The sequence below is a fragment of the Tistrella mobilis genome (genome assembly GCF_039634785.1).
Classification (GTDB): domain Bacteria; phylum Pseudomonadota; class Alphaproteobacteria; order Tistrellales; family Tistrellaceae; genus Tistrella; species Tistrella mobilis.
Genome location: NZ_JBBIAB010000037.1, coordinates 1 through 26,318, shown reverse-complemented (window position 1 = coordinate 26,318; position 26,318 = coordinate 1). Strand labels below are relative to the sequence as shown.

The 26,318-nt window shown below is 65.4% G+C and carries 19 protein-coding genes and 1 pseudogene; 9 read left to right on the top strand and 11 right to left on the bottom strand.

Annotated features, from left to right (window positions below; all coding sequences use genetic code 11):
• Positions 1-261: 261 nt before the first annotated feature.
• On the top strand, positions 262-1,479 hold the full coding sequence (locus WI697_RS26330) for an acyl-CoA dehydrogenase family protein (RefSeq protein ID WP_345960537.1): 1,218 nt from the start codon (positions 262-264) through the stop codon (positions 1,477-1,479).
• Between the two features lie 129 nt (positions 1,480-1,608).
• Positions 1,609-2,529 (top strand): HPr kinase/phosphorylase, encoded by a 921-nt coding sequence (locus WI697_RS26325; RefSeq protein ID WP_345960536.1) that lies wholly within the window; start codon positions 1,609-1,611, stop codon positions 2,527-2,529.
• A gap of 38 nt (positions 2,530-2,567) precedes the next feature.
• Here WI697_RS26325 and WI697_RS26320 read toward each other — a convergent pair whose 3' ends face one another.
• The 7 genes from WI697_RS26320 to WI697_RS26290 form a co-directional block, all read right to left on the bottom strand.
• A complete protein-coding gene (locus WI697_RS26320; protein WP_062764510.1) occupies positions 2,568-2,888 on the bottom strand; it encodes a hypothetical protein in 321 nt (106 codons plus the stop codon).
• Between the two features lie 351 nt (positions 2,889-3,239).
• Positions 3,240-4,544 (bottom strand): TRAP transporter large permease, encoded by a 1,305-nt coding sequence (locus tag WI697_RS26315; protein WP_062764508.1) that lies wholly within the window; start codon positions 4,542-4,544, stop codon positions 3,240-3,242.
• Complete coding sequence (locus WI697_RS26310) at positions 4,541-5,089, bottom strand: TRAP transporter small permease (RefSeq protein ID WP_345960535.1); 549 nt, start codon at positions 5,087-5,089, stop codon at positions 4,541-4,543. The genes WI697_RS26315 and WI697_RS26310 overlap by 4 nt, the downstream gene beginning before the upstream one ends.
• A 79-nt stretch (positions 5,090-5,168) precedes the next feature.
• On the bottom strand, positions 5,169-6,341 hold the full coding sequence (locus tag WI697_RS26305; protein ID WP_345960534.1) for a C4-dicarboxylate TRAP transporter substrate-binding protein: 1,173 nt from the start codon (positions 6,339-6,341) through the stop codon (positions 5,169-5,171).
• A 150-nt stretch (positions 6,342-6,491) separates the two neighbouring features.
• Complete coding sequence (locus WI697_RS26300; protein ID WP_345960533.1) at positions 6,492-8,099, bottom strand: AMP-binding protein; 1,608 nt, start codon at positions 8,097-8,099, stop codon at positions 6,492-6,494.
• Between the two features lie 67 nt (positions 8,100-8,166).
• The gene (locus WI697_RS26295; protein WP_345960532.1) at positions 8,167-9,012 is read right to left on the bottom strand and encodes an enoyl-CoA hydratase/isomerase family protein; all 846 of its coding nucleotides are present in this window, start codon (positions 9,010-9,012) and stop codon (positions 8,167-8,169) included.
• A gap of 13 nt (positions 9,013-9,025) precedes the next feature.
• Entirely contained in the window at positions 9,026-10,186 is a 1,161-nt protein-coding gene (locus WI697_RS26290; protein ID WP_296713798.1) for an acyl-CoA dehydrogenase family protein, read from the bottom strand.
• Between the two features lie 344 nt (positions 10,187-10,530).
• On the opposite strand from WI697_RS26290, the gene WI697_RS26285 reads away from it, so the two are divergent.
• Together WI697_RS26285 and WI697_RS26280 are read left to right on the top strand one after the other, a co-directional pair.
• Positions 10,531-11,340: a GntR family transcriptional regulator gene (locus WI697_RS26285; RefSeq protein WP_062764499.1), complete on the top strand. Its 810-nt coding sequence runs from the start codon at positions 10,531-10,533 to the stop codon at positions 11,338-11,340.
• 904 nt (positions 11,341-12,244) lie between these two features.
• Entirely contained in the window at positions 12,245-13,849 is a 1,605-nt protein-coding gene (locus WI697_RS26280; protein WP_345960531.1) for a hybrid sensor histidine kinase/response regulator, read from the top strand.
• Here WI697_RS26280 and WI697_RS26275 read toward each other — a convergent pair.
• Positions 13,837-14,475 (bottom strand): response regulator, encoded by a 639-nt coding sequence (locus WI697_RS26275; RefSeq protein WP_296713792.1) that lies wholly within the window; start codon positions 14,473-14,475, stop codon positions 13,837-13,839. The genes WI697_RS26280 and WI697_RS26275 overlap by 13 nt on opposite strands.
• A 236-nt stretch (positions 14,476-14,711) precedes the next feature.
• On the opposite strand from WI697_RS26275, the gene WI697_RS26270 reads away from it, so the two are divergent.
• Genes WI697_RS26270 through WI697_RS26250 form a run of 5 tightly spaced genes read left to right on the top strand, consistent with a single transcriptional unit; the run spans position 14,712 to position 19,823 of the window.
• Positions 14,712-15,878 carry an ABC transporter ATP-binding protein gene (locus WI697_RS26270; protein WP_345960530.1) on the top strand — a complete coding sequence of 389 codons (1,167 nt, stop codon included), beginning with the start codon at positions 14,712-14,714 and terminating at the stop codon, positions 15,876-15,878.
• A complete protein-coding gene (locus tag WI697_RS26265; RefSeq protein ID WP_345960529.1) occupies positions 15,871-16,812 on the top strand; it encodes a carbohydrate ABC transporter permease in 942 nt (313 codons plus the stop codon). Before WI697_RS26270 ends, WI697_RS26265 begins: the two co-directional genes overlap by 8 nt.
• Positions 16,809-17,651: a carbohydrate ABC transporter permease gene (locus WI697_RS26260; RefSeq protein ID WP_062764489.1), complete on the top strand. Its 843-nt coding sequence runs from the start codon at positions 16,809-16,811 to the stop codon at positions 17,649-17,651. Before WI697_RS26265 ends, WI697_RS26260 begins: the two co-directional genes overlap by 4 nt.
• 49 nt (positions 17,652-17,700) lie before the next feature.
• Positions 17,701-18,975 (top strand): ABC transporter substrate-binding protein, encoded by a 1,275-nt coding sequence (locus tag WI697_RS26255; RefSeq protein ID WP_345960528.1) that lies wholly within the window; start codon positions 17,701-17,703, stop codon positions 18,973-18,975.
• A 5-nt stretch (positions 18,976-18,980) separates the two neighbouring features.
• Entirely contained in the window at positions 18,981-19,823 is an 843-nt protein-coding gene (locus tag WI697_RS26250; RefSeq protein WP_345960527.1) for a phosphodiesterase, read from the top strand.
• 29 nt (positions 19,824-19,852) lie between these two features.
• Here WI697_RS26250 and WI697_RS26245 read toward each other — a convergent pair whose 3' ends face one another.
• The 3 genes and pseudogenes from WI697_RS26245 to WI697_RS26235 form a co-directional block, all read right to left on the bottom strand.
• The gene (locus WI697_RS26245) at positions 19,853-22,177 is read right to left on the bottom strand and encodes a hypothetical protein (protein ID WP_345960526.1); all 2,325 of its coding nucleotides are present in this window, start codon (positions 22,175-22,177) and stop codon (positions 19,853-19,855) included.
• Positions 22,178-22,226: 49 nt separating this feature from the next.
• Positions 22,227-25,778 (bottom strand): hypothetical protein, encoded by a 3,552-nt coding sequence (locus WI697_RS26240; protein ID WP_345960525.1) that lies wholly within the window; start codon positions 25,776-25,778, stop codon positions 22,227-22,229.
• A gap of 254 nt (positions 25,779-26,032) precedes the next feature.
• Positions 26,033-26,318: pseudogene (locus WI697_RS26235) on the bottom strand (transposase); the annotation flags it as partial.

Below are 26,318 nucleotides of genomic sequence, written 5' to 3'. Positions count from 1 at the left end.
CTCGTCGCCGCCATGCGAAAACTCCTCGTCGCCGTCTACGCCGTCGCCAAGGCTCGAAAACCCTTCGTGCCAAAGCTCGCCGACTGAAAAAAGCGCTTGCTCAGCGTGACGGTATCTCATGGCGCGTCTTCTCCAATGTCGGGGGGAGGGATTATTGTCGCGGCCGGGCCGCATTTTCTATATACCTATCATTAGGTATTGATGCTCGCAAGCGGCAGGATGGTCCCCGCCTGCCCTGCCCCCCCAAAAGAAGGCCAGCCCATGCAGCTCTCCCCCTCGCCCCGCGCCGCCGATCTCAAGGCCCGGCTCGAAGCCTTCATGGCCGAGCATATCTACCCGGCCGAGGAGCGTTACTATCGCGAAAGTGAGGAATTGGGCCCCTGGAATGTCCAACCGGTTGTGGAAGAGCTGAAGCCCCTGGCCCGGGCGGCCGGGCTCTGGAACCTGTTTCTGCCCGACAGCAGCCATGGCGCCGGGCTCTCCAACCTCGATTACGCGCCGCTTTGCGAGGTGATGGGCCGCTCGCATCTGGCGCCCGAGGTCTTCAACTGCTCGGCCCCCGACACCGGCAATATGGAGGTGCTGGCACGCTATGGCACGCCGGATCAGCAGGCGAGCTGGCTGACCCCGCTGCTGGAGGGCCGCATCCGCTCGGGCTTTGCCATGACCGAACCCGCCGTCGCCTCGTCGGATGCCACCAATATCGAAAGCCGCATCACCCGCGATGGCGACCACTACGTCATCAACGGCCGCAAATGGTTCACCACCGGCGCCACGGATCCGCGCTGCAAGATCCTGATTTTCATGGGCAAGACCGATCCGGACAATGCCGACCGGCACCGTCAGCAATCCATGATCCTGGTGCCCATGGATACCCCCGGCATCACCGTGCACCGGCCGCTGCCGGTCTTCGGCTTCTACGGCATGCCCGACCGTGCGTCGGAGGTGAGTTTTGAAGACGTGCGCGTGCCGGCGGCGAATATGCTGCTGGGTGAAGGCCGCGGGTTCGAAATCGCCCAGGGTCGCCTTGGGCCGGGCCGGATCCATCACTGCATGCGCCTGATCGGCCTGGCCGAGCGGGTGCTGGAAAAGGTCTGCGCCCGCGCCGAAGACCGCGTCGCCTTCGGCCGCCCGATCGCCGAACAGACCGTCACGCTGGAGCGGATCGCCGAGGCGCGGATCGCCATCGAACAGGCGCGCCTGCTCACCCTCAAGGCGGCCTGGATGATGGACACGGTGGGCAACAAGCAGGCCAAAGCCGAGATCGCGATGATCAAGGTCGCGGTGCCGAACATGGCCTGCCGGGTGATCGACATGGCGATCCAGCTGTTCGGCGGCGCCGGCGTCACCAATGATTTCGCCCTGGGCGCCGCCTATGCCACCGCCCGCCTGCTGCGCATCGCCGACGGGCCCGACGAAGTCCATCGCAACCAGATCGGCCGGCTGGAACTGCGCCGTCAGCGCCTGGCGCGGGCGTAATCTCAGAGTTCGCCGTCTGGTCGAAAATCCCGGGCAGGGCCGGTGCCCTGCCCTTTCCTGTTTCCACTTCCGGCATTTCCCGTCATATTTGCCGCACATTCAAGCTGTCGGGCAAAGGGAAGCCGCCATATGGATCGACGACTGTTCGGGTGGCGGATCGCGTCAGAGATCCCCCTGCCTGAACTGCCCCCATGGACCGGGGCCGGGCAGTCGGAGAGCGACGACCGGCCGGCCGATATCACCATCCGCCGCGGGCCCGTGCCCGCCCGCTTTGCCGAGATCCGCGTGGAACGCCCGCTGTTTACCATCTCTGCGGACGGCGAGATGCGGATCGACGTCAAGGGTCATCATGTCTTCCTGGTCCGCGACGGCCGCGAGGTCGTGGTCGATACCGGCACGCCAGACGATGCCGACTGCCACACCTATCTTCTGGGCCCGGTGCTCGGCGCGCTCTGCCATCAGCGCGGCGAGGTGATCCTGCATGCCGCCGTACTGCGCTTCGGCGATGCGGCGGTGGCGTTCTGCGGCCAGTCGGGCGCCGGCAAATCCACCCTCGCCGCCACCCTGCTCGCCCGCGGCCATCGCATGCTGGCCGATGACGTCACGGTGCTGCGGCGGGCCGCCGGCGGCACCCAGGCCTGGCCGGCCTATCCGCGCATGCGCCTCTGGCAGGATGCCGCCAGCCGCAGCGCCATCGATACCAGCACGCTCGACCGCTGCGTCTTCGACCTCGAGAAATTCGTCGTGCCCGTCGATCCCGCCTTCGACACCACCCCCCTGCCGCTCGCCGCCCTTGTCCATCTGGACCGCTGCGACGATCCGGCGGACGAGGCACTGATCCCGCTCAAGGGGCTGAAGGCCGCCGGCCAGCTGCGCGACAATCTCTACCGCGCCGGCATGGCCTATGCGATGGAGCAGGCCACGCCCCTGCTGCAGGCCACCGCCCGCCTCGCCGCCGGCATCCCCCGCCACCTGATCGCCCGCCGCCATATCGACGACGGCGCGGCGGAGCGGCTGGCAGATCGGATCGAGGCGGCGATCGGGGCGTGATCCCGCGCAGATCGCTGCAGGATTGATGTTGCGGCGGCTCATATCATCGCCCTGGTCGCCAGATAGCGCGTCAGGTTGCGCGCCCCGGCCAGCGCCGCCTGACGGTGGCGGTCGCGCAGCTCGGCGGGTTCCTCATCGTCGTCCGCCAGAGACACATGCAGCGCCAGCAGCCAGGCCACGAAGGCCGCACCCGCATCGGATGCGATGGGCAGATGCATGACCGAGGTCTCGATCGCCAGCCGCCGTTCATCCGCCGCCAGGCAGAGGGCCGGGTCGTCGGCCGGCAGCCAGTCGGCGGCAATGCGATCGTCGAGCAGCACCCATTGGGCCGCCAGGTCAGCAACAGGACAGAAGGGCATGCGATACCTCCCCCACAGGGTGCCGGGTATCCGATCGAAATCTCGACGGACTAAACGAGAATTGCGGCACAACAGCGCAAGCTGTGGTAGATAAGGTGCAGCCTGTCATCATCGACTTTCTCTCGATGGTTGCGGGTCAGGTCGGCCGGGATGTTGCTGCGTCCCGGCCGACCGTCTTTATTATGGGTAGAATTTTACTTGACTTCAATATCCTATTAATACAACCGCATGGATCAGACCGGCGCCGATCCGTGTCTTCAGGTCGTCGGACCGGAAAAACGCCGGCCGCCCCCAGGGCCGGCCGGCGTTCGATGTCGCAGGGTCAGGAAAGGTGGTACGGGCCAGGCCCGGTCAGCTGATATTGGGCAGATACATGATGATCCCGGGGAACAGCACCATCACCAGCACCAGAATCAGGTCGGCGACCAGGAACCACATGATGCCGCGGAAGATCTGGCTGGTCGTCACCAGGTTTCCGACCACGCCCTTGATCACGAAGACATTCATGCCGATCGGCGGGGTGATCATGCCGATTTCCAGGAACTTGGTCAGCAGCACGCCGAACCAGATCAGGCTGAAACCGGCGGCATCGATGATCGGCAGAACGATCGGCATGGTCAGCAGCATCATGCCCAGCGGTTCCAGGAACATGCCCAGAATCAGGTACATGATCGTCACCGCCAGCAGCAGCATATAGGGGTTGGCGCCGATATCGATCACGACGGTCGAAATCCAGTCGCCCGCCCCCGACAGCGCCAGAAAGCGGCTGAGCAGGCTGGCGCCGATGCCGATGATCAGCAGCGCGCTGGTGGTGACCAGCGTCTCCTGTGCCGCAGTCCGGAACATCTTCCAGGTGAAGGTGCCCTTGGCGATGGCCACCACGCAGGACAGGAAAGCGCCCACCGCCCCCGCTTCCGTGGGGGTAAACAGCCCGCCGAACAGGCCGCCGAACACCCCCAGCATGATCGCCAGCACCGGCCAGGTGTCGCGGAGCGCATCCATCTTTTCGGAAAGCGGAACGTCTTCACGCACCTGCGGCGCCAGCGCCGGGTTCAGCTTCACCCGGATCAGGATCACCAGAATATAGCCCAGCGCCGTCAGCAGCCCGGCGACCAGCCCGCCCAGAAACAGCTTGGTCACCGCCACCTGGGCGATCACGCCATAAAGGATCATCAGGATCGACGGCGGGATCAGCGCGCCGATCGTGCCCGCCGCCGCCACCGTGCCGGTGGCGAGCTGGGCGTCATAGCGGTGGCGCATCATTTCCGGCACCGCAATCCGCCCCATCGCCGCCGAACAGGCGATCGACGAGCCGGTGACCGCCGCGAAGCCCGCCGAGCCGAACACCGCCGCGATGGCGAGCCCGCCCGGGATGCCCGACATCCACACCCTGGCCGCCCGGAACAGCCCCTGGGTCAGCTGGGCGTGGTAGCAGACGAAGCCCATCAGCAGGAAAACCGGCACGGAACTCAGCACCCAGTTGGCCGCGAACTGATAGGGGATCAGGCCGAGCGAACTCCACGCGACCTTCCAGCCGAGCAGATACCAGATGCCGCCGAAGGACACGCTGACCAGCGCCATGCCGATCGGCACCCGCATGGCCAGCAGAAGGAAGAGCAGGCCGATGCCGGCCAGACCGATACCGACGTCGCTCATCCGTGATCCTTCCCGCCGACGACGACATCGTCCGGTGTGTCGTCCCTGAGCCCCGAGGCCGCGCCCGTCACGTGGGTCGCCAGCCGGTAGAGCACCACCAGTGCCATCAGCGCCGTGCCGGCCGGCAGGATGTAGTAGGACGGCCAGATCGGGATCCGCCAGCCTTCCTGGATCACGAAGGCGCCGACGGCCTGTTTTTTCATCGCCTCCAGCCAGGATTGCCGGGTCATGGCGATGAACACCGCCGCCGACAGCACATAGGCGAAGCCGCGCAGCACCGCCTGGGCACGCGCCGGCAAAAGGTCGGTCACGACCTCCACCGAGATATGCTTGTCGCCCTCTTCCGCATAGGCGAGCGGCAGGAAGGCAACCACCAGCATGTAGAAATTCGACACGGCGGCGATGGTGCCGGGCAGGGCGATCCCGAACAGATTGCGCACCACCACGTCAGCCGTGATGTGCAGCATCATCAGGGTCACCGCCAGCACGCCGATCACCGACGTGAAATGGATCAGACGCGACAATCCGCGTCCAAGCGCCTGCATCGCGCGGTCTCCCATGGGTCAGAGGGGGCCTGCGGAAAGATGAACAAAGGGCGGCGACACCTGCCGCCGCCCCTTATACTCACATGCCGTAGGTCTTCACATCGACCTTGGAGACCACTTCCGTCCAGTAGATTTCCGCCAGCTCGTCCGGGGTCTTCACCTCTTTCACGATCTTCGCCCACTTCTCAAGCAGCGGCTTGAAGGTGTCGATCGCCGCCTGCGGCTCGGCCACGCCGAACTTCGAGGCATAGAATTCGGCGATGGTCTTCATGTCGCTCTGCACGAAGCTCTGGGTCTGGTCGATCAGCGCCTGATCGGCATGATGGATCCGGATGCCCTTGGCCTCGGCGCGCTTCAGATCGCGGCCTTCGAAGTTCACATACTGCCAGCCGGCATGGGCCGACATATAGGTGCCGGCGCGGAGCAGCGCCGCGCGCTGGTCTTCGTTCAGCCCCTGCCAGGTGTCGACATTGATATTGGCGATCGCCGAGGCGCCGAACACGCCGCCCGGCACTTCCGGCGTGATGTCGCTGACCGCATCGATCAGCGCCAGGCCGGAAAGCTCGGGCGCCGAAATGATCGCGCAGTCCACCGCCCCCTGGGTCAGGGCCTCGAAGATCTCGTTACCCGGCATGGAAACGGCGGTCGCGCCCACGCTTTCCGACCAGCGGCGCCAGTTCTGGCTGCTGACCCGCAGACGCTTGCCCTTGATTTCCTCGGCGTTGGTCACCTTCTTGTTGCACAACAGCATATAGCGGGTAGAGGCGGCCGAGGCAGTGAAGACCTGGTTCTGGGCCTTCATGTCGTTCTGGCAGGTCGGGCAGTGCAGGAACACATATTCCAGCATGGCGCTCTGGAAGATCAGCCCGTCGCGGCCGCCGGTATCCATCAGGTTCAGCAGCATGGTCAGGTCGCCGGCCAGGTTCATATTGGCGAATTCGGCCGGGTTATAGGCGGTCAGCACATAGCCGATATCGGTGATGCCGTCGCGCACGCCGCCGGGCGTTTCCGCCAGGTTCAGCAGCGACAGCGGGAACACCTTCACCGACAGCGTCCCCTTGCTCAGCTCCTGCACCTTCTTCACATACACATCGGCCGCAATGGTCGATGCGGTGTTGGCCGGAAAGCCGATGGCATAGCGCAGCTCTTCGGCCTTTGCGGCCTGGCCCGCAAAAATACCGGCTGCGGCAACACCCGCCGCCACGGCCAGGGATGCCAGTTTTCGAGACAGCGGGGTCCTGGTGGTCGTCATGATGCAATCCTCCCGTCGGATCATTTCTTTTGTTTTGTCTGGACGTGGCGTCTGTCGCACCCGTCTCTTTTGTCTTGAGCGGCTGACTTGTCTTGAGCGATTTTTGTCTTGAGCGGGCGCGCCACCGGCTCACGCCGGCTCGAAACCGGCTCACGCCGGCTCGAAATGCCCCGCATAGCGGCTGCGGAGTTCGGTCTTCCGCACCTTGCCGGTGGCGGTCATCGGCATTTCTTCCAGGAACACCACCAGCTTGGGCACCTCGAAGCCGCCCAGCTGTTTGCGGCAATGCTCCACGATGCTCTCTTCGGTGGGCTCGGTGCCGGGCTTGGCCACCAGGAAGGCGGTCACCGCCTCGCCCCAGCGGGCATGGGGAATGCCAACCACCACCGCGTTCTGCACGTCCGGATGGCCCAGCAGCACCTCTTCGATCTTGATCGAGGGCACGTTCTCGCCGCCGGACTTGATCATGTCCTTCTTGCGGTCCAGGAACAGCAGCTCGCCATGCTCGTCGATCACGCCGATATCGCCGGTATGGTGCCAGCCATGCAGCCGCGCCGCCGCCGTCGCCTCGGGCTGCTTGTAATAGCCGAGCATGGCGTTGGGGCCGCGATGCACGATCTCACCCGGCTTGCCCGGGGGCAGCAGATTGCCGTCGTCATCCATGATCGCGGTGTCGTTGACGATGCAGGACTCGCCCCAGTAATTGCCGAAGCGCAGGCGGGCGCGTTCAGGCCGCGACATCACGGTGCCGGGATACATCTCGGTCTGGCCGCTGGAGAGGCGGAAATCCGGGCAGAATTCGTCCAGCAGCCGCCGCATCAGCGGCTCGGGCATCGGCGCCATGGCATAGACGCACATGCGCAGCTGAAGGCTCCGCTCCTTGCGCAGCGGGTGCTCCAGCACCGCCCGGTACATCAGCGGCAGGCCGACCATGATGGTCAGCCCCTCGGCGGCCAGCCCTTCCAGCATCACCCCGGGGTCGAAGCCGCGCATCAGATGCATCTTGGCGCCGCCCATCATGGTGGTCAGCAACACGGTGTGCTGGGCGCAGTGGAACAGCGGCAGCACGCCCGTCACGCCATCCTCGCGGCCGATCTGCCATTCGATCGAATTGCTCATCGCCGCCATCACCACCGCCAGATGGCAGTGCATCACGCCCTTGGGGCGCGAGGTGGTGCCGCTGGTGTACATGATCAGGGCAAGGTCGCGCTCGTCGATCGCCACTTCGGGCTCGACCGTGGACCGGCCCTCGATCGCGGCGCCGAAGCTGATATGGGGCAGCGACCCCTTCGGCACCGGGCTGCCCGGCACCTCGATCACCGTCACCGGCCGGCCCAGTTTCGCCAGCATCTCCGCCATGGCGGGCTGGGCGGCCAGCACGTCGTCGGCCACCACATGGCCCACCTCGGCATGGCGCATGATGTAGTCGATATCGTCCACGCCCAGCATCGCATTGGCCGGCACCCAGACCAGCCCGGCCTTGTGGATGCCGAAGATCACCGGGATGAAATCGGTGGAATTGGCGCAGATGCAGCCGACCTTGTCGCCCGGCTTCAGCCCCTGGGCCAGCAGGTAGTTGGCGAAGCGGTTGGCATCGTCATCCAGCCTGCGATAGGTGGTGCGGCGGTCGCCTTCGACGATGGCGACCCGATCGGGGTGCCGGCGGGCCGTGCGGCGCAACACGTCGCCGATGGCGACGCGGCCGATCTGTCCCGGCCCCGGCACGCCTTCGATCATGCGCTCCGAGCTGGTGGTCATGGCGGTCAATCCTCCCTGGCGGCTTCCATTCTGTGCGGGGAAGCTCTGGTCGTTCGGTTTGGGCGCGTCAGCTGCCGGCGGCCCAGGCGGGCTGGCGTTTTTCAAGGAAGGCGGCAACCCCTTCCTGGCCTTCGGCGCCGCGCAGGCAGCGGGCGAATTCGGCCGAAGAAAGGTCGAGCAGTTCGGGCAGGGCCGTGGTCCGCTGGGCCATCAGCAGGCGCTTGGTGGTGGCGTTGGCGCCGGGGGCGCAGCGGCGGATATCGGCCACCAGCCGCGTCACCCGCGCCTCCAGCGCCGCCGCATCGTCCACCACCTCGTGCACCAGGCCGATCCGGCCGGCTTCCGCGCCGTCGAAGCGCATGCCGGTCAGGGCCAGGCGGCGGGCCTGCGACACGCCGATGCGTGCCGCCACGAAGGGCGCGATCTGGGCCGGCGGAATGCCCAGCCCGGTTTCCGACAGGGCGAAGCGGGCATCCCGGGTGGCAATGACCACATCGCCGATGCAGGCGAGGCCGAGACCACCACCAAAAGCTGCATCTTCAACCGCAACCACTACCGTTTGGGGCAGGGCCTCGATCCGGGTCAGGAAATGGCCGAAGCGGCGGTTGTCGGCCTGGATCGGGTCGGGCTGGCCCGCCTCGGGCCGGGCGGCCCGGAACGAGGCCATGAAGCCCTTGATGTCGCCGCCGGCGCAGAAGGTGCCGCCGGCACCGCTGATCACCAGCGTGCCGACCTCGGGATGGTCTTCGGCCCAGGCGACCACCTCGGTCAGCTGGCGGACCATCTCGCCGGTCATGGCATTGCGCACATCGGGCCGGTTCAGCGTCAGGCGCAGCACCGGGCCGTCGCGGTCCAGCAGCAGATCGGGGCAGATCGGAAGCTTGGCAGCGGGCGTGGATCTGGTCGTGGGCATGGCCGGGGGGCCCTCAATCGGTCTTGCGGCCGGGCAGGATGCCCATGCCCTTGGCGATGATCGACAGCATCACCTCATCGGCGCCGCCGCCGATCGAGGTCAGCCGGCCGTCGCGATAAAGCCGGGTGACTTCGGTCTCGTTCATGAAGCCCATGCCGCCCCAGTACTGCAGGCAGCCATCGGCGATTTCGCGCGTGAAGCGGCCGGCGCAGAGCTTTGCCATAGAGGCCAGATGGGTCATGTCCTGGCCGGCGACATAGCCTTCGACCGCGCGATAGATGATCGAGCGCAGCAGCTCCACCTTGGTCTGCAACTCGGCCAGCTTGAAATGCACCACCTGGTTGTCCAGCACCGGCTTGCCGAAGATCATCCGGTTGCGGGTGTATTCAATCGTGTCGGTGATCGTGCTTTCCAGCAGGCGCAGGGAACAGGCCGAGCCCCAGATGCGCTCTTCCTGGAACTGCTGCATCTGGTAGACGAAGCCCATGCCCTCGTCGCCGATGCGGTAGCGCTGCGGCACGCGCACGCCATCGAAATGGATCTGGGCGGTGTCCGACGCGCGCATGCCCATCTTGTCCAGCTTGCGGGCGATGGTGACGCCCTTGGTCTTCATCGGCACGCAGATCAGCGATTTGTTGCGATGGACCGGGCCCTCGCCGGTATTGGCCAGCAGGCAGATCCAGTCGGCCTGGGTGCCGTTGGTGATCCACATCTTGCCGCCGTCGATGACGTAGTCGTCGCCATCCTTGCGGGCGCGGGTCTTGATGCTGGCGACATCCGATCCGGCGCCGGGTTCCGACACGCCGATGCAGGCGACGCGGTCGCCGGTGATCGCCGGTGCCAGAAATTCCCGGCGCAGTTCGTCCGATCCGTGCTTGGCCAGCGCCGGGGTCGCCATGTCGGTCTGCACGCCGATCGCCATCACCACCGAAGGCGAGCGCGCGGCGCTGATCGCCTCGCAGAAGGCCAGCTGATAGGTGTAGTCCAGGCCCAGCCCGCCATAGGCCTCGGGTTTGTTGATGCCAAGAAAGCCCTGATCGCCCATCTTCTTGAACAGCTCATGGGCCGGGAAGATGCCCGCATCGTCCCATTCCTGGACATGCGGGTTGATCTCGGCTTCAACGAACTTCGTCACCGAACGCATCAGTTCGTGATGCTGCTCCGTGTAAAGCATCTGCCTCAGGCTCCTTGCGGGCATCCTGGCGCGGGGGCGGGCCCCGTGCGGGACGGTGGATTCGGGGGGTGAATTCGGGGGGATCGGGGGGGGGTGGGGAAGGGGTTGCTTGCCTTATATACCCTTATATCTAACAATAGGCATTGAACGCCGGGCTTGTAAAGTCTCCGCGCGACCTCGCGGCCATGATACGGGGGCTCGCGCAGGTGCAGCAGCGATGTTATGTTGCAACGCAGCCAGAACATCAGGGTTTTCATCGCAACTGCGAAATGCCCGGATGTCCGCCATCATCAGATCCACCGCAGACAGGCGTTCCGCGGCTGGTCGACGACACGGGGTTCCGCATGCAAAGACTTGGCGCCATCCGCCCGGCCGATGATCTGGACGACAATGACCGCGTGGCGCTCTATGTCCGCCTGGCCCGGATCTTCCGCGACCGCATCCGCTCGGGCGAATGGTCCCCGGGCGAAAAGCTGCCGCCGGTGCCGGATCTGTGCCGGGATTTCGCCGTGGCGCCGATCACCGTCCGCCAGGCCCTGCGCATGCTGGCCGACAAGGGCCTGCTGATCGCGATCCGCGGCAAGGGCACCTTCGTGACCGAAGGCCAGCATTCCGCGGTCGACGATCCGGAACTCCGCCGGGCGATCAACGACCGCCTGGACCTGACCCCGGGCCAGGGCATCCGCGTGCTGAAGCGCGAAACCGGCATCGCCCTTCCCCCGGAACTGCAGATGGAAGGCGGCCATCCCAGATCCAGCTATGTCAAGATCACCAAGATCCATCTCTACAATGAAACGCCCTTCGCCCTGATGGACGTTTATGTCGACGAAGCTTCTTACCGCCACTTCCCGCCGAATTCGGAGCATGGTTCCAAGATGCTCCGCATGCTGACCAACCACGGCCCCGACAAGATGGGCTCGTCGCGCCAGCTGATCACCATCTCCCACGCCGATCAGGACGTCGCCCGCGCCCTCGATTACTCTCTGGGCGGGGTGATGGTGAAGATCGTCTCCAACATCTTCAGCATCGACGGCGATATCCTGATGGCCAACAACGCGCTCTATCGCGGCGACATGTTCGTGATGGAACGGGTGGAACAGACCCCCGCCGTCCCGGTCATCCCCGACCCGACGCGGCCCAAGGACCGGCATTGAGTGCGGGATACGGGCATCGACGATCACCAGAACCGAACATGTCCGGCATTATCCCCGCCAATATCAACACAACCTCAGTACCGTCATCCCGGCAAGCGCGCCCGGCACTGTCAGCCATTACGGATACAGATCCGTCGGTGTCCATCACGCGGAAACGAACCTGGATCCCGGCCTGCGCCGGGATGACGGTAGAGATGTCTTGCGAAAGATGGCCGGGGCAGAACCGGACATAAGCGATGTTATGATGAAGCATTGCATGCCCCCTGGCATGGAAGATCCCCGGCATTGAGTGCAGGATACGGGCGTGGAGACTCACCTGGACCGAACATGTCCGGCGCTATCCCCGCCAATATCAACACAACCTCAGTACCGTCATCCCGGCGAGCGGGACCGACACTGTCAGCCATTACGGATACAGATCCGTCGGTGTTCATCACGCGGAAACGAACCTGGATCCCGGCCTGCGCCGGGATGACGGTAGAGATGTCTTGCGAAAGATGGCCGGGGCAGAACCGGACATCAGCGATGTTATGATGAAGCATTGCATGTCCCCTGGCATGGAAGATCCCCGGCATTGAGTGCGGGATACAGGCGTGGAGACTCACCTGAACCGAACATGTCCGGCGCTATCCCCGCCAATATCAACACAACCTCAGTACCGTCATCCCGGCGAAGGCCGGGATCCAGGTAGGCATCCACAGCGAAGAACGATGATCATTCGCGAGACCGGCACTGTCAGCCATTGCGGATACAGATCCGTCGGTGCCCATCACGCGGAAACGAACCTGGATCCCGGCCTGCGCCGGGATGACGGTAGAGATGTCTTGCGAAAGATGGCCGGGGCAGAACCGGACATAAGCGATGTTATGATGAAGCATTGCATGCCCCCTGGCATGGAGGATCCATGGACGCCGGCCCCGGGCTGACCGCCCTGCCCCAGCTCGACGACCTGATCGACGCCATCGACAGCGCGGCCGAGGCCTTCGTGCTGTGGGATGCAGACGATCGTCTGGTGTTCTGCAACGACCACTACCGCCGCTTCTTCGGCGAGCCCGACAGGGTGCGGCCGGGGGTGCGGTTCGACGAGCTGGTCGAGATGAACATCGTCTATACCAGCATCTCGGAAATCAGCTTCCTGCCCCAGGGCTGGGATCCCGACCGCTATCGCGAGCGCCGCATCGCCGCGCACCGCACCGCCAGCGACACGTTCATCCAGCTGCGCGACGGCCGCTGGCTGCAATCGCGAGAGCGGCGGACCCGGTCGGGCGGCATCATCGGGGTCTATTCCGACATCACCGAACGGATGCGCACCGAACTCGCGCTCTCTGCCGCCAAACAGGCGGCGGAGGATGCCAATCTGGCCAAGTCGCGCTTTCTGGCCGCCGCCTCTCATGATCTGCGCCAGCCGCTGCATGCGGTCGGCATCCTGATGTCGGCGCTGTCGGCCCGGCTGACCACCGATCGCCAGCACGCCATCGCCGGCCAGATCAACGACTGCCTTCAGACCGTGACCGGGCTGTTCGATGCCCTGCTCGACATCTCGCGCCTGGATGCGGGCGTGGTGGCGCCGCAGCCGGTCGACCTGCCGCTCGGCCCCCTGCTCCGCGCGCTCGCCCGCGAATTCGAACCCGCCGCCCGGGCCAAGGGGCTGGAGCTGACCGTTCGGCCAGGGCCAGTGGCAGGACCAGTGGCAGGAGCAACGGCAGGGGCAGGGGTGCGAAGCGACGCCGCCATGCTGGGGCGGATCCTGCGCAATTTCGTCTCCAACGCGGTCAAATACACCAGCCGCGGCCGGGTGCTGGTCGGCGTCCGCCCGCGGGGGGCGGATCTCAGGATCGACGTCATCGACACCGGCCCCGGCTTCGATGCGGCAGAGGCCCAGGCGGTGTTCCGCGAATTCCACCGGCTGGACGGCGCCATGGCCGAACAGGGCATCGGGCTTGGCCTCGCCATCGCCGACCGCCTGGCCCGGCTGCTCGGCCACCGGATCGAGGTGACCAGCCGGCCCGGCCACGGCACCCGCTTTTCGCTGATCCTGCCCCGCGCGGCCCATGTGCCGGTGCCCGAACCGGTCGCCGCCGCCCCCGCCATGCCGGCGGGGCTGGCCGGCCGGCGCCTGCTGCTGATCGACGACGACCCCGACATCCGCCGCGCCGCCGCCCAGCTCTTCGACGCCTGGGGCTGCATCGCCGCCTTTGCCGCCGGCGCCCATGATCTGGCCGGGGTTCTGGATGCCATGGACGGCCCGCCCGAGGCGGTGATCATCGATTACGTTCTGGGCGACGGCTGGACGGGTGCCCGCCTCGCCCCCTGTCTGCGCGCCCGGTTCGGCGATGCCCTGCCGATCGTGATGGTCACCGGCGACACCGCGCCCGATCGCCTGCGCGAGGTGCAGGGGCTGGGCTTTCCGGTGCTGCACAAGCCGCTGAACCCCATGCGGCTTGGCGCCACGCTCAGGGCGCTTCTGCCCCAGGAGCCTGGCCAGGCGGCACCCTCTCAGCCCCTGTAGCGCCGCGCCAGCGCCGCCGCCTCGGCGCGCGAGCCCAGATCCAGCCGCCGCAGCATCTGCGACACCTGGTTCTTGACCGTCTGTTCCGCCAGGCCCAGCCGGTCGGCGATCGCCCGGTTGGGCAGGTCGTGGGCCAGAAGTTTCAGGATCTCGCCCTGGCGGCGGGTCAGGCCCAGCGCGCCGGCATCCAGCCCCACCGGGGCGTCGGCGGCCGGCTCTTCGGCATCCAGCGCCGCAGGCGGCACGTAGATGCCGCCGGCCAGCACCAGGCGGAGCGCGCTTTCCAGCACCTCGGCCCTCAGCGATTTGGGCAGATAGCCCGCCGCCCCCGCCGCCAGCGCCTTGCGCATGATCGCCGGCTGCTCGTCGGCCGACACCACCGCCACCGCGACCGAGGGGAAATGGCGGCGCAGCACCTCCAGCGCCTCCAGCCCCCTGGCGCCGGGGATGTTGAGATCCAGCAGCACCAGCCCTATCCCAGGGTCGCGGCCCAGCGCATCCGCGGCCTCGGTCAGGGTCGCCACTTCGACCACGGCGGTGCCGGGGGCGCAGAGTTCCAGCATTTCGCGCAGACCCGACCGGATCAGCGCATGGTCATCGACGATCATCGCCCGTGCGACGGACATGGCCTCAGGCCTCCGGTCATGAACGGTACGGTACCAGTGTACCGGGCGTCGATGACGGTTCGGCTGTCGGCCGGATCCGCAGCCGCCCGCCGCCCGCGGGCGATGGATGCAGGCTCATGCATGCAGGCATGCGGTACGTGGCGTTGCCGTATGGTCAAGCCTGCGACAACAGAACCGACACATTCCGGGTCTAAGGTCGCGGCCGTCATCCACCGGCACCAGAGGATGCGGACCACATGGCGGCGATCGACATCTGCGGCATCACCAAGAATTTCGGGCGCACCGAGGTTCTGAAACGGGTCGATCTGGACATACGCGACGGCGAGTTCCTGACCCTGGTCGGGCCGTCGGGCTGCGGCAAATCCACCCTGCTGCGCATCATCGCCGGGCTGGAAAGCCAGAGCGGCGGCGAGATCCGCATCGCCGGCGCGGCCGTCGACCATCTGCGGGCCCGCGATCGCGACCTCGCCATGGTGTTTCAGTCCTATGCGCTCTATCCGCATCTGACGGTGGCGGAAAACATAGCCGTGCCGCTCAACATGCGCCGGCTGAACGCCGCGCGGCGCCTGCCGCTGCTGGGCCCGCTGCTGCCCGGCACCGGCAGGATCACGGCCGAGATCAAGGCCGAGGTGATGGCGACCGCCGCCATGCTCGGCATCGGCCATCTGCTTGCCCGCAGGCCGGGCCAGCTTTCGGGCGGGCAGCGCCAGCGGGTGGCGCTGGGCCGGGCGATGGTCCGCCATCCCCGCGCCTTTCTGATGGATGAACCGCTCTCCAATCTGGATGCCAAGATGCGGGTGCATATGCGGGCGGAAATCGCCCGGCTGCACCGCCGGCTGGGCACCACCTTCATCTACGTCACCCATGATCAGGCCGAGGCGATGACCATGTCCGACCGGCTGGCGGTGATGATGGAGGGCCGCATCCTGCAGCTCGACACCCCCGACGCGGTCTATGACGACCCGGCCGATATCCGGGTGGCGGAATTCATCGGCAGCCCGCGGATCAACCTCGTCACCACCCGGCTGGCCCCCAGCGGCCGGCTGCTGCTGGGCGACAGGCTGCTGGCGCTCCGCCCCGCCGCCCCCGGCATCACCCCCGGCACCGAAATCCGGCTGGGTTTCCGGCCCGAACATGCCGATCTGGTGCCCGCCGACCGCGCCGCCCTGCGCGGCCGGGTCTCCCTGCTCGAAAACCTGGGCTCGGACCTGCTGGTGCATCTGGAGCTGGACGACGCGGCCGGCGGCGGCACGGCGGTGGTGCGGCTCGATCCCGCCCGCGGCCGCCCGGCCGAGGGGGAGATCTGCGGCATTGCCATGGGGCCGAAACCGCTCGCCTTCGGGGCCGACGGCGCCCGGCTGCCGCTTGCAGCCGCCCCGGCGGCGGAGATGGCCCATGTCTGACCAGGCCCTGCATCTCGCCCCCGGCGCCCTGGCGCCCCGAAGCCGCGCGGCGGCGCGGGCCGAACGTCTGCGCGCCATGACCGCCTGGGCGCTCTCGGCCCCCGCCGTGATCCTGATGGCCCTGCTGCTGATCGGCCCGGTGATCGGGGTGATGGCGCTGTCGCTCACCGATTATCAGCTGGGCGCCGCCACCCTGTCCTATATCGGCTTCGACAACTATGCCGAGATGTTCGGCGACCGGGTCTTTCACACCGCGCTGATCAACACGCTGCTCTATGTCGCGGTGGTGGTGCCGGGCTCGGTCTTCCTGGGGCTCGGCATCGCGCTGCTGATCGAATCCGGCACGAGCGGCCGGGCGCTTTATCGCGCCATCTATTTCCTGCCGGTGATGGCGACGCTGATCGCCATGGCGATCGTGTGGGAATTCATGCTCCACCCCCAATTCGGGCTGATCAACCTGGCCCTCGGCCGGATCGGCATCCCGGCGCAGAACTGGCTGACCGACGGCGATCTGGCGCTCTGGGTGCTGGCCGCCATCGGCATCTGGCAGGCGGTCGGCTTCAACATGGTGCTGTTCATGGCGGGGCTGGTCTCGATCCCGCGCTTCCTCTACGACGCGGCCGAGATGGACGGCGTGCCCGGCGCCTGGGCGCGCTTCCGCCTGGTCACCTGGCCGATGCTGGGGCCGGTCACCCTCTTCGTGGTGGTCATCACCTCGATCCGCTCCTTCCAGGTGTTCGACACGGTGCATGTGCTGACCAAGGGCGGGCCCAACAAGGCGACCGAGGTGCTGCTCTACACCATGTATGCCGAAGGGTTCGAATTCTTCCGCTCGGGCTATGCCGCCGCGGTCACCGTGGTGTTCCTGGCCTTCGTGCTGGCACTGACGCTGGTCAAGATCGGCGTCCTGGACCGGAAGGTGCACTATTCATGACCCGCCGCCCCGCCGCTCGTCATCTGCTTCCTGCCGCGCTCCGCCATCTGGTTCTGGGCCTGGGGGCTGTGATCATGCTCGCCCCCTTCGTCTGGATGGTCTCCACCTCGCTCAAGCCCGCGGCCGAGATCTTTCTGGACCATATCCGGCTCTGGCCGCACCAGCTGGCGGCGGCAGAAAACTACACCACCGCCGTCACCAAGGTGCCGCTGCTGCGCTTCATGCTGAACGGGCTGATCGTCACGGTCACGATCTTCCTGATCCAGGTCGCGGTCGCCCTGCCCGCCGCCTATGCGCTGGCCAAGCTGCGTTTTCGCGGCCGCGGGCTGATCTTCGGCGCGATCCTGTTCTGCCTGCTCATCCCCCCGCATGCGATCGCGGTGCCGGTCTTCCTGCTCTTCCACCAGCTGGGCATCCTGAACAGCTATGCCGCCATGGTGGTGCCCTTCACCATCTCGGTCTTCGGCATCTTCCTGATGCGCCAGTTCTTCCTGACCGTCCCCGACGACCTGATCGATGCCGCCCGCATGGACGGCTATGGCGAGTTCGCCATCGTCTGGCGGGTGATGCTGCCCACCGCCGTGCCGGCGATCACCGCCTTCGGCATCTTCTCGGTCGTCGCCCACTGGAACGACTATTTCTGGCCGCTGATCGTGGTCAACGATCAGCACCTGCTGACCCCGCCGCTCGGCGTGGTCGCCTTCCGCAACCAGGAGGCGGGCAGCGATTTCGGCCCGCTGATGGCCGCCGCCACGCTGATCATCGCGCCGCTGGTGATCGCCTTCCTCTTCGCCCAGCGCCGGTTCATCGAGGGCATCACCCTGACCGGCATGAAGTAGCCACCCTTCCCCCACCCGGCCTTCCACCTGTCCAGAGAGGACGCACCCCATGTTCCGGACGCTGCTCACCGCGTCGGCGATCGCCGTCGCGACCGCTGCCGCACTGCCCGCCGCCGCCGCCCAGCCGGTGGAACTGGTCATCCAGTACCCCTATGGCGAGCTGTTCAACGAGACCCACGCCCAGATCCGCGAGGCCTTCGCGAAGATCCACCCCGAAATCACCCTCACCTACCGCACCCCTTATGCGGAATACGAGGAAGGCACCCAGAAGATCCTGCGAGAGGCGGTGACCAACCAGCTGCCCGACGTCACCTATCAGGGTCTGAACCGGGTGCGGATCATGGTCGATCGCGGCATCGCCCGGCCGCTCGACGGCTATATCGCCGCGGAGAAGGATTTCGAGGCCGAAGGCTTCCACCAGGCGATGTACGACATCGGCACCCAGAATGGCCATGTCTACGCCCTGCCCTTCGCCATCTCGCTGCCGATCACCTATTGGAACCTGGATCTGGTGCGCAAGGCCGGCGGCGACCCCGCCAACCTGCCGACCAGCTGGGACGGCGTGATCGACATGGCGAAGAAGATCGACGCGCTCGGCCCCGATGTGAACGGCATCAGCTATGTCTGGGACATCACCGGCAACTGGCTGTGGCAGGCCCCGGTCTTCGCCCATGGCGGCACCATGCTGACCGCCGACGAGACCAAGGTCGCCTTCGACGGCGCGGAAGGCAAATTCGCCATGCACACCATCGCCCGGATGGTGACCGAGGCGCATATGCCGAACCTGGCCCAGGCCGATGCCCGCGCGACCTTCGCCGCCGGCAAGACCGGCATCTACGTCACCTCGACCTCGGACCTCACCAAAACCACCAACATGATCGCCGGCAGGTTCGAGCTGAAGACCCATGTCTTCCCCGACGTGACGCCCGGCATCGGCCGCCTGCCCGCCGGCGGCAATGTGGTGATGATCGTCTCCAAGGACGACGCGAAGCTGGATGCGGCCTGGCAGTACGTGAAATTCGTCACCGGCCCCGAAGGTGCCGCGATCATGGCCCGCACCACCGGCTACATGCCCCCCAACAAGAAGGCCAACGAGGTCTATCTGAAGGACTTCTACGTCCAGAACCCCAACCACTATACCGCCGTCAGCCAGCTGCCGATCCTGACCAAATGGTACGCCTTCCCGGGTGAGAACGGCCTCAAGATCACCGACGTGATCAAGGACCACCTGAATTCGGTGATCACCGGCGCCCGCGCGGCCGAGCCCGATGCGGTGCTGGCCGACATGACCCGCGACGTGCAGCGCCTGCTGCCGAAGAAGTGATGCCGATGAAGCTCATCCATCTCACCGACACCCATTTCGTCCGCCCGGGGGAGAGGCTTTACGGCCTCGACCCCAGGGCCCGACTGGACGCCTGCATCGCCGACATCAACCGCAACCACGGCGATGCACGCCTGGCGGTGATCACCGGCGACCTCACCCATTACGGCGACCGGGCGGCCTTCATCGGCCTGCGCGACGCGCTGGCGGCGCTGACCGTGCCGGTGCGGCTGCTGCTCGGCAATCACGACACGGTCGAAACCTTCCGCGAGGTCTTCCCCGACGCCCCGGTGGATGCCGAAGGCCGGGTTCAGGGCATTGAAGATACCGAGGCCGGCCGGCTGATCTTCCTCGACACCAACATGGCCGGCACCCATGCCGGCTGGTACGACCGGCCCCGCCTGGACTGGCTGTCCGCCCGCCTTGCCGAGGCGCCCGAAGGGCCGGTCTATCTGTTCATGCACCACCCGCCCTTTGCGCTCGGCATCGCCTCCATGGACCGGATCGGCCTGATCCGCCCGGATGATTTCGAGGCCTGCATCGCCCCGCACCGGGCCCGCATCCGCCATATCTTCTTCGGCCATGTCCACCGCCCGGTCTCGGGCTCGTGGCGCGGCATCCCCTTCTCCACGCTGCGCGCCACCAACCACCAGGTCTGGATGGATCTGGACGCGCCCGAGATCCGGGTCAGCCACGAACCCCCGGCCTATGCGGTGGTCCTGCTGTCCCCCGACCAGACCATCGTCCACACCCACGACTTCCTGGACGCCGGCCCGGTGACCGACCTGACCGACATCGCCGGCAGCTTCTGGGACGAACAGGCCCGACGGGCGGAGATGGCGGAGGCCTGAGCCGACCGCCTCCCCCCCTTCGTTCCGGCTTAACTGGCGCCGGATGCCGGCTGCAGGGTGATATAGGTGGCCCCTGCCCCCAAAGCGGGGCCACCCGTCGCCACATCCGACGGCATATACCAGGCAATCACGTTGATATTCTGGTTGACGGTGTCGTCAAAGCTGGCCGGCGGCGTGTAGGTTGCGGACATCACGTCGTCGGACGAAGGCGTCAGCGTGCCCGGAGGCGGCACCGTGGTGTTGGTGCTGTCCACCAGCGTCCACCGCAGCGTGTTGAGCGTCACCGTCTCGGGCACGGTCGCCGTGATGGTCACGGCGCTCCCCCCCACCTGCACCTCGCTCGCCGACGCCGTTACGGTCGGATCGGCCACGGTCGCGATATTCCAGTCGGCGCTGATCGTGACCGCCGAGCTGCCGGAGCCGACCAGCGCCGTAAGGGTCACCGGGCCTGCATCATCTCCAGCCGTATAAGTGAAGGTCTGGGTGCTGCCCTCATAGCTGATCGACCCCGTCGTCGCCAGGGTGGACGAGGCCGCATAAAGATTGCCGTCGTCATCCACGATGGTGAAGCTGGCCTTGCCCTTGGCTGGCACCACCACCGAGCCGGGATTGATCCGATAGGCCGCAGATTGCGGCTGGATCGAGACGAGCGCGGCACCGTAGATCGGCGCCGCACCCGACACCGTCTGCTCTGCCGCCACCACGATGAGCGACGGCTGAGAGATGGTGCTGTCGACCGTCAGCACACCGGCGGAATCGATCGTCGCCGGGGCATCGGCCGGAACCACCGAATAGACGGTGGTCGTTCCTGTGGCAGTTGACACCCCGAAGGTGGCCTGCTGGCCCGGCCCGAGGGTCGTGACATCGATCGGATTTACCACAACACCGCCGATCGTCATCGCCAGCGCCGGCGTGATCTGGCCTGTCGCATAGAGATCACAGGGCAGGTCCGCCTGGTTGAGCTGGATCAGCCCGCCCGCCGGAAAAGCCAGGCTGTCAAGGCAGAAGGTGTCGACACCGGTGAAGGTGGCAGAGTTGCCGAGATTCTGCAGAACGGTGGTGATACTGTTGGCAAAAGCCGTGCCGACGTCGAACGTCGTGGCATCGCTGGTGACGTCCTGAGGATCGAGTTGGATGCTCGTCGGGCTGGCCGAGATCGTAATGGTCGAATTGCCCGTGATCGAAATCTCATAGCTCTGGCTGAGCGTCGCCGTCATCGACTCCGGCCCGGACAGCGTGTCATAGCCGCTTCTGACCGTATGACCCCAGTATTGGCCCCAGTTACTCTTGAGGGACAGGGTCAGGGGAAACGGAGTGACCTGCAGCGGCTGGGTCACGCCGGCCAGCGGGAAGGCGACCGGTGCAGACATGTCATTGCTGTTGCAGCTGATCAGGCCGTAGCCATCGACATCGACGCTGAGCGCCGCATCCGTCTGCCCCGTCCCCGATGTCGTCGCCACCGTCCAGGGGGCGTTACCATCCCCGTTCTGGTAGGTGGCGGCAAAGGAACAGCCAAGCGTGGTGAGGCCGGTATTGGCATTGAGCGCGGCAACGATTTCGTTCTCGACCACCAGGCCCGACCGGATCAACAGAGCGGCCGTCTGCCCGCTCGGGATCAGTTCAACGCCCGTTACCTGCTGTGGCGCGGCACCTGCCGTCGAGGTGATGATGTTGATCGCCAGATAGGGATTGACCAGGGCGGCCCCCTGGCCGTCGGTGGTCACCACCTGAAAATCGAATGCGGTCGGCGTGACCCATTCAGCCGCATCATCGGGCACCTCTATCTGCCCCAGAACATAGCTGTAGGGATTGGCCGCATAGTATGCAGCAACAGCGGCCTGGAGCGCGTCGCATGCCGGCGAGCCCGCCGGCATGCCGTCGATGTCGACTGTCCAACTGGTGGCGGTCGCCGAATTGATCGACACCGTTCCCGCCCCTGACACATCCCCGGTGACGACCGAAAGCGGCATCGTCCCGGTGATGTTGCCATAGGATCCGGCAAGATCGATCAGGTATTCGATGCGCGGCTGGGTCCAGTTGAGAATCCCCAGAAAGCCGCTGATCATCAGCGTCGACAGGGTGACGGTGCTGCCGCCATCGGACGAGAAGTCGATCAACGACGGCCCGGTGGTCACGTCGAGGACCAGCAGCTGTGACGGGCTGGCGCCGGCGCAGGCCGATTGCAGCGTCTGCATCGGGTTCAATCCGTCCTGGCTGATCTGCGACACGAATTGTGTCGCCAGGAACTGATTGAGCTGCGGTATGGCAAGAGCGAGAACGGCATCGTTGTTCGACGTGAAGGATCCGGTCGACAGCACGGAATCGATATCGTCGAAGGTTACGGGCTGGGTCATCTGGGGTACTTTCTGATCCGATATGGCCTGAATGCTGCCCGGACCGGCCTTAATCAAAGCCGTCCTTCGCAGAAATGAGGGGGACAGCGACATATATGGCCGAGTTGATGCCAACAATGATCGTGTCGAGGACCGAGAAACTGGCAAATCCGCCCTCCGGCCAGTTCATCGTCGACAGATTTAGAATGTTTGGGATCGGCCAGGCGATCCGGACCACGTCCACCCCTTCGCTCGGTGAATTGTCGATGATGTATTTAATGTTCAGCCCCAGGGAGATTGCGCCCCAGATACCGAGACCGCCGCGGATCAGCGAGAAATAGCGCGATGAACCACCGCCCCCGGCTCCGGCGCCCCCACCGGCACCACCACTGCTTCCGCCCGAGTAGTAGCAGGCCGCCACAAGGCTGACCGCCGAGAAGAGCAGATCGATCAGAGGGACATACCGTTCCACATCGGCGGCGATCGCCTCCACCATCTCCAGTGCCGTCTGGCCGCTGCCGCAAAGGCAGAACTGAGTGATGGTACCGATCAGGCTGATTCCAGACACCCAACGCGGAGAACTGGGCCCCAGGATCATGCAGGCGATGCGCGCCGGCGAGACCGCCAGATTGACATAGCTCGCAATCACGATGAGGTCCGACGGCGACTGCGCCGCCTCCAGCGACTGGCCGCCACCACTGCCCGACGGCGTCGGCCATCCGGGCACCGGCCAGGGCGCCGGACTGGTGGTCGGGAATGGCGAGCTGCTCGCCCCATTGACCAGCTTCCAGGCGATGGTCACGGGGAAGGCCAGCAGCAGCGAGATCAACGAGGCGAGGCAGAGCGTATCGCTGCTCTGGCCACCCATCGTCGCCACCCAGTTCCAGAGCGCCTGCAGCGCGTCGTCACCGATCGCTGCCATGAGCGCATCCTCGATCGCCGACAGCAGGGCCTGAAAGAGATCGATAAAATCGTCGAACAGATCATCCGCCAGTTGCAGTGCATCGATGATCAGGTCTTCGACCAGGGTCAGCAGATCCACGATCATGAGATCGGCCACCGAGGATATGCTGGTGAACTGCTGCTTCGCATTCGAGAGGAAGGCGGACTGGCTGTCGGAGAATGCGCTACCCTGGGACTCGAATTTGGCCCCGACGGATGTGAAGGCAGACGTCACCCCGCCGGTCTGACTGGAGCCGGGCGACGGCACGCTGACGGCAGGGTTGGCCGAGACCGAATTGTGCAGCCAGTTCATGTGGGCGTTGTTGCTGAAATCCCCCGTGGTGAGGTTGGACCCCACCGATACGGTCGACTGCGAGGTCGGCGCGTACAGCCCGCCGGACGACGAGCTGAGGGTTGCAGCGCCAAAGGTGGCCTTCAGGTTTTGGAAGGCCGCCCTGACCGCCGCTTCTTCATCCTTGAACCAGGTATTCACACCCGATTCGACCTTACTCAGCAGCTGCGACATGGTCGACAGCCCCTGCTGAATACCCGCTTCGATCACCGTCTTGGTTGCCCAGATATCGGTGAAATCGAACAGAGCCTTCAGCCACTGGATAACGTCTTCAATGGCCGTTTCAATCGCCTGGAAGATGCCCGCGAGCACACGGGCGACATCCTCGACGGTCGAGATCACCACATCGATCGCCTGATTGATCGCGTTGCCGATCGTGGCCGTGAAAGAGAGAATGCCGTTTGCAACATCCACGACCGCGTTCTCGATGGCGATCACGCCCTGCTCGATCCCGCTGAACACGTCGCCGGCAAAATCGCCGATACCTGAGAAGATGCCGAGGCTCTGCGCGCCTCTGATCCCGGCAAGATGCGCCTGGAGCTCGTCATTGGTCGCAAAACTGTGGAAGGCTGGCCGGTCACCCCGCAACGAGACGGCGAACCCGCCCTGTCGTCGCGCCTCCAGACTGTTCGTCGATACCGAGGGCGTCACCGTGGCCATGTTCCGGATCGACGTCGCTGCCACCCCGGCCAGTGTGGCATTGTTCTGCACCGCCGGAGAAAGAGGGCTGCCGCCGAGGGTGGCGCCCTGAAGCGTATTGCCGGCGGAATCGAATGTCGGCAGGGCGCCGCCGGGATTGGACGGGTTGAGCGTGCCGCTTCCCGACAGATAGCTGTTGATCGCCGCATTCGGCTGGGCAGACCCGATGGTCGTCAGACCGTAGTTCAACACGAATTCCGGCGCCGCCAGGCTGCTGGTCACCATCATCATGACCGTCAGCCGCCCGGTCGTATCCGTGGTGAAGGCGGTGCCGGGTGAAGCGCCGGCCTGGATGGTGTAGCCGATACCGCCGACGGTCACGTCGGCGCTGCCGCTCGTCGCCCCCACCGCCAGATAAACCGGCAGCCCCGGCACCAGATTCTGATTCTGATCATAGACCGTGAACTGAAGATGATAGCGGGTCGCTTCATAGAGCGTGGTGGTCGCCGCCTGCAGGGTTGTGCTGCGCCAGTTGCCCGAGACGGGGTCGAAGGTCCAGACCTGGACCTGACCCGCGTCGCTCACCATGAACAGCGTCTGGCCGGCCGCGGGGTTGAGATCGCCGGTGATGCTGCTGATCCCCGTATTGATGGGGATCCAGGGCAACCAGCTGCCGGTGGCGCTGGTATGCAGCGACCAGACGCTTCCGTCGCCGGCCAGGCCGTAGACGTTCATGGTCTCGGTCCCGTCAACCGTCATGACCTGGCCGATTGCGGCCTGAAGCGGCTGCGTTGCCGAGAACTGGGTCTGCGTCACGGATTGACTGGAGGTCCCGACAACGAGATAGACCCCGCCGTCGCTTCCGGCCACGACGAAGGCCGGATTGCCGTCCGCCTGCCAGAAAGCGAAGCCGACCGCCGTCGCCTGCACGGTCGGGGAGGTGGCAAGCGCGCCAATAGTGTAGGTGTTGTCTGCCGTCGCGCCCAATCCGCCGGAGTAGATCGTCCCACCCCCCTCTGACGACACAAGGGCGAGCGACCACACCCCGGCAGTGCTCACCACCATTGCCGAACTGGCATCGGAGGGTGCATCGGCAAGGGTCGACGTAAAACTGCTCCAGGCTGAACTGTCGACATCCCAGGATGCCATAATCAGGTCACCGGATGTTGCATCGAAGGCATAGGCATAGAGATTGCCCAGGGCATCATAGGTAACCCCAAGCCCGGTCACCGGGTTGCCGTACAGGCTGACCGGCGCCCCCCAGCTGCCGTCGCTGCCGAGTTGGATCACCTGGAAACTCGCGCCGTCGGAATAGAAACCGAAGATGCCGCAGTCGCTGGAGCCCATCAGATTGGTGCCGGCAACCACTTCCTGGATCGCCTGCGTCGACAGGCCGCTGAGCTCTGAAATCGCCCAGCCAGTGGCCGTGGTGGTGCTCCGCGCGGCATAGCTCAGTGTCGCATTGCCGCTCGTGGGCAGCGCGATGAGCAGGGCCTCTGTCTGCAGATTGCCGGCCATACCGGCGGCCGCCGGGTTGGAGAAGGCCGCAACCTGCGCTGCACTTCCGACCGCCACGAGCAGGTCGGTCGACGCAATGGCATCCTGTGTCAGAACACCGTCGGCAACAGCGGTGTAAGTCGGCTGCGCCGCCGATATCTCAGCAGGCGGGATAGATATTTGTGCAGCCATGCGCACTCTCCGGGACGATATAGCGAATCGTTTCTGGACCGACAGCACACAAAGAGCCCTTATCGATGAAATATTACATCGACTTATCGGGATACATCGTCTTCCTCTGTCGCCGATGTATAGCATATCGGGACAGTGTTTCTGCGAAAAGTGGGATTCTCGTGAAGATCTGAAATTTTGTGCAAAATCGGAAACGTTTTCAAAAAGGAGAAAATTATCTTCATAAAACTACTTATATCAATCTGCAATAATAAAAACCCATGAACCCAGCGCCTCAACCCGATGGACATGATCTTCCACGGCTGTCTGATGAGCTTGTTCCAGGCATGGCAGCACATGGCGATGATCTGGTCGTAGGATTCGAAGATGCGGTTGGACAGCCAGTTGTCGCGCATAAACTGCCAGACATTCTCGACCGAATTGAGTTCCGGGGATCTGGGCGGCAGGGCGACGATGGTGATGTTCGCCGGTACGATCAGCTTATCGGTCATATGCCATCCGGCCCGATCCATCATGAGCACGGCGTGCGCTCCGGGTGCA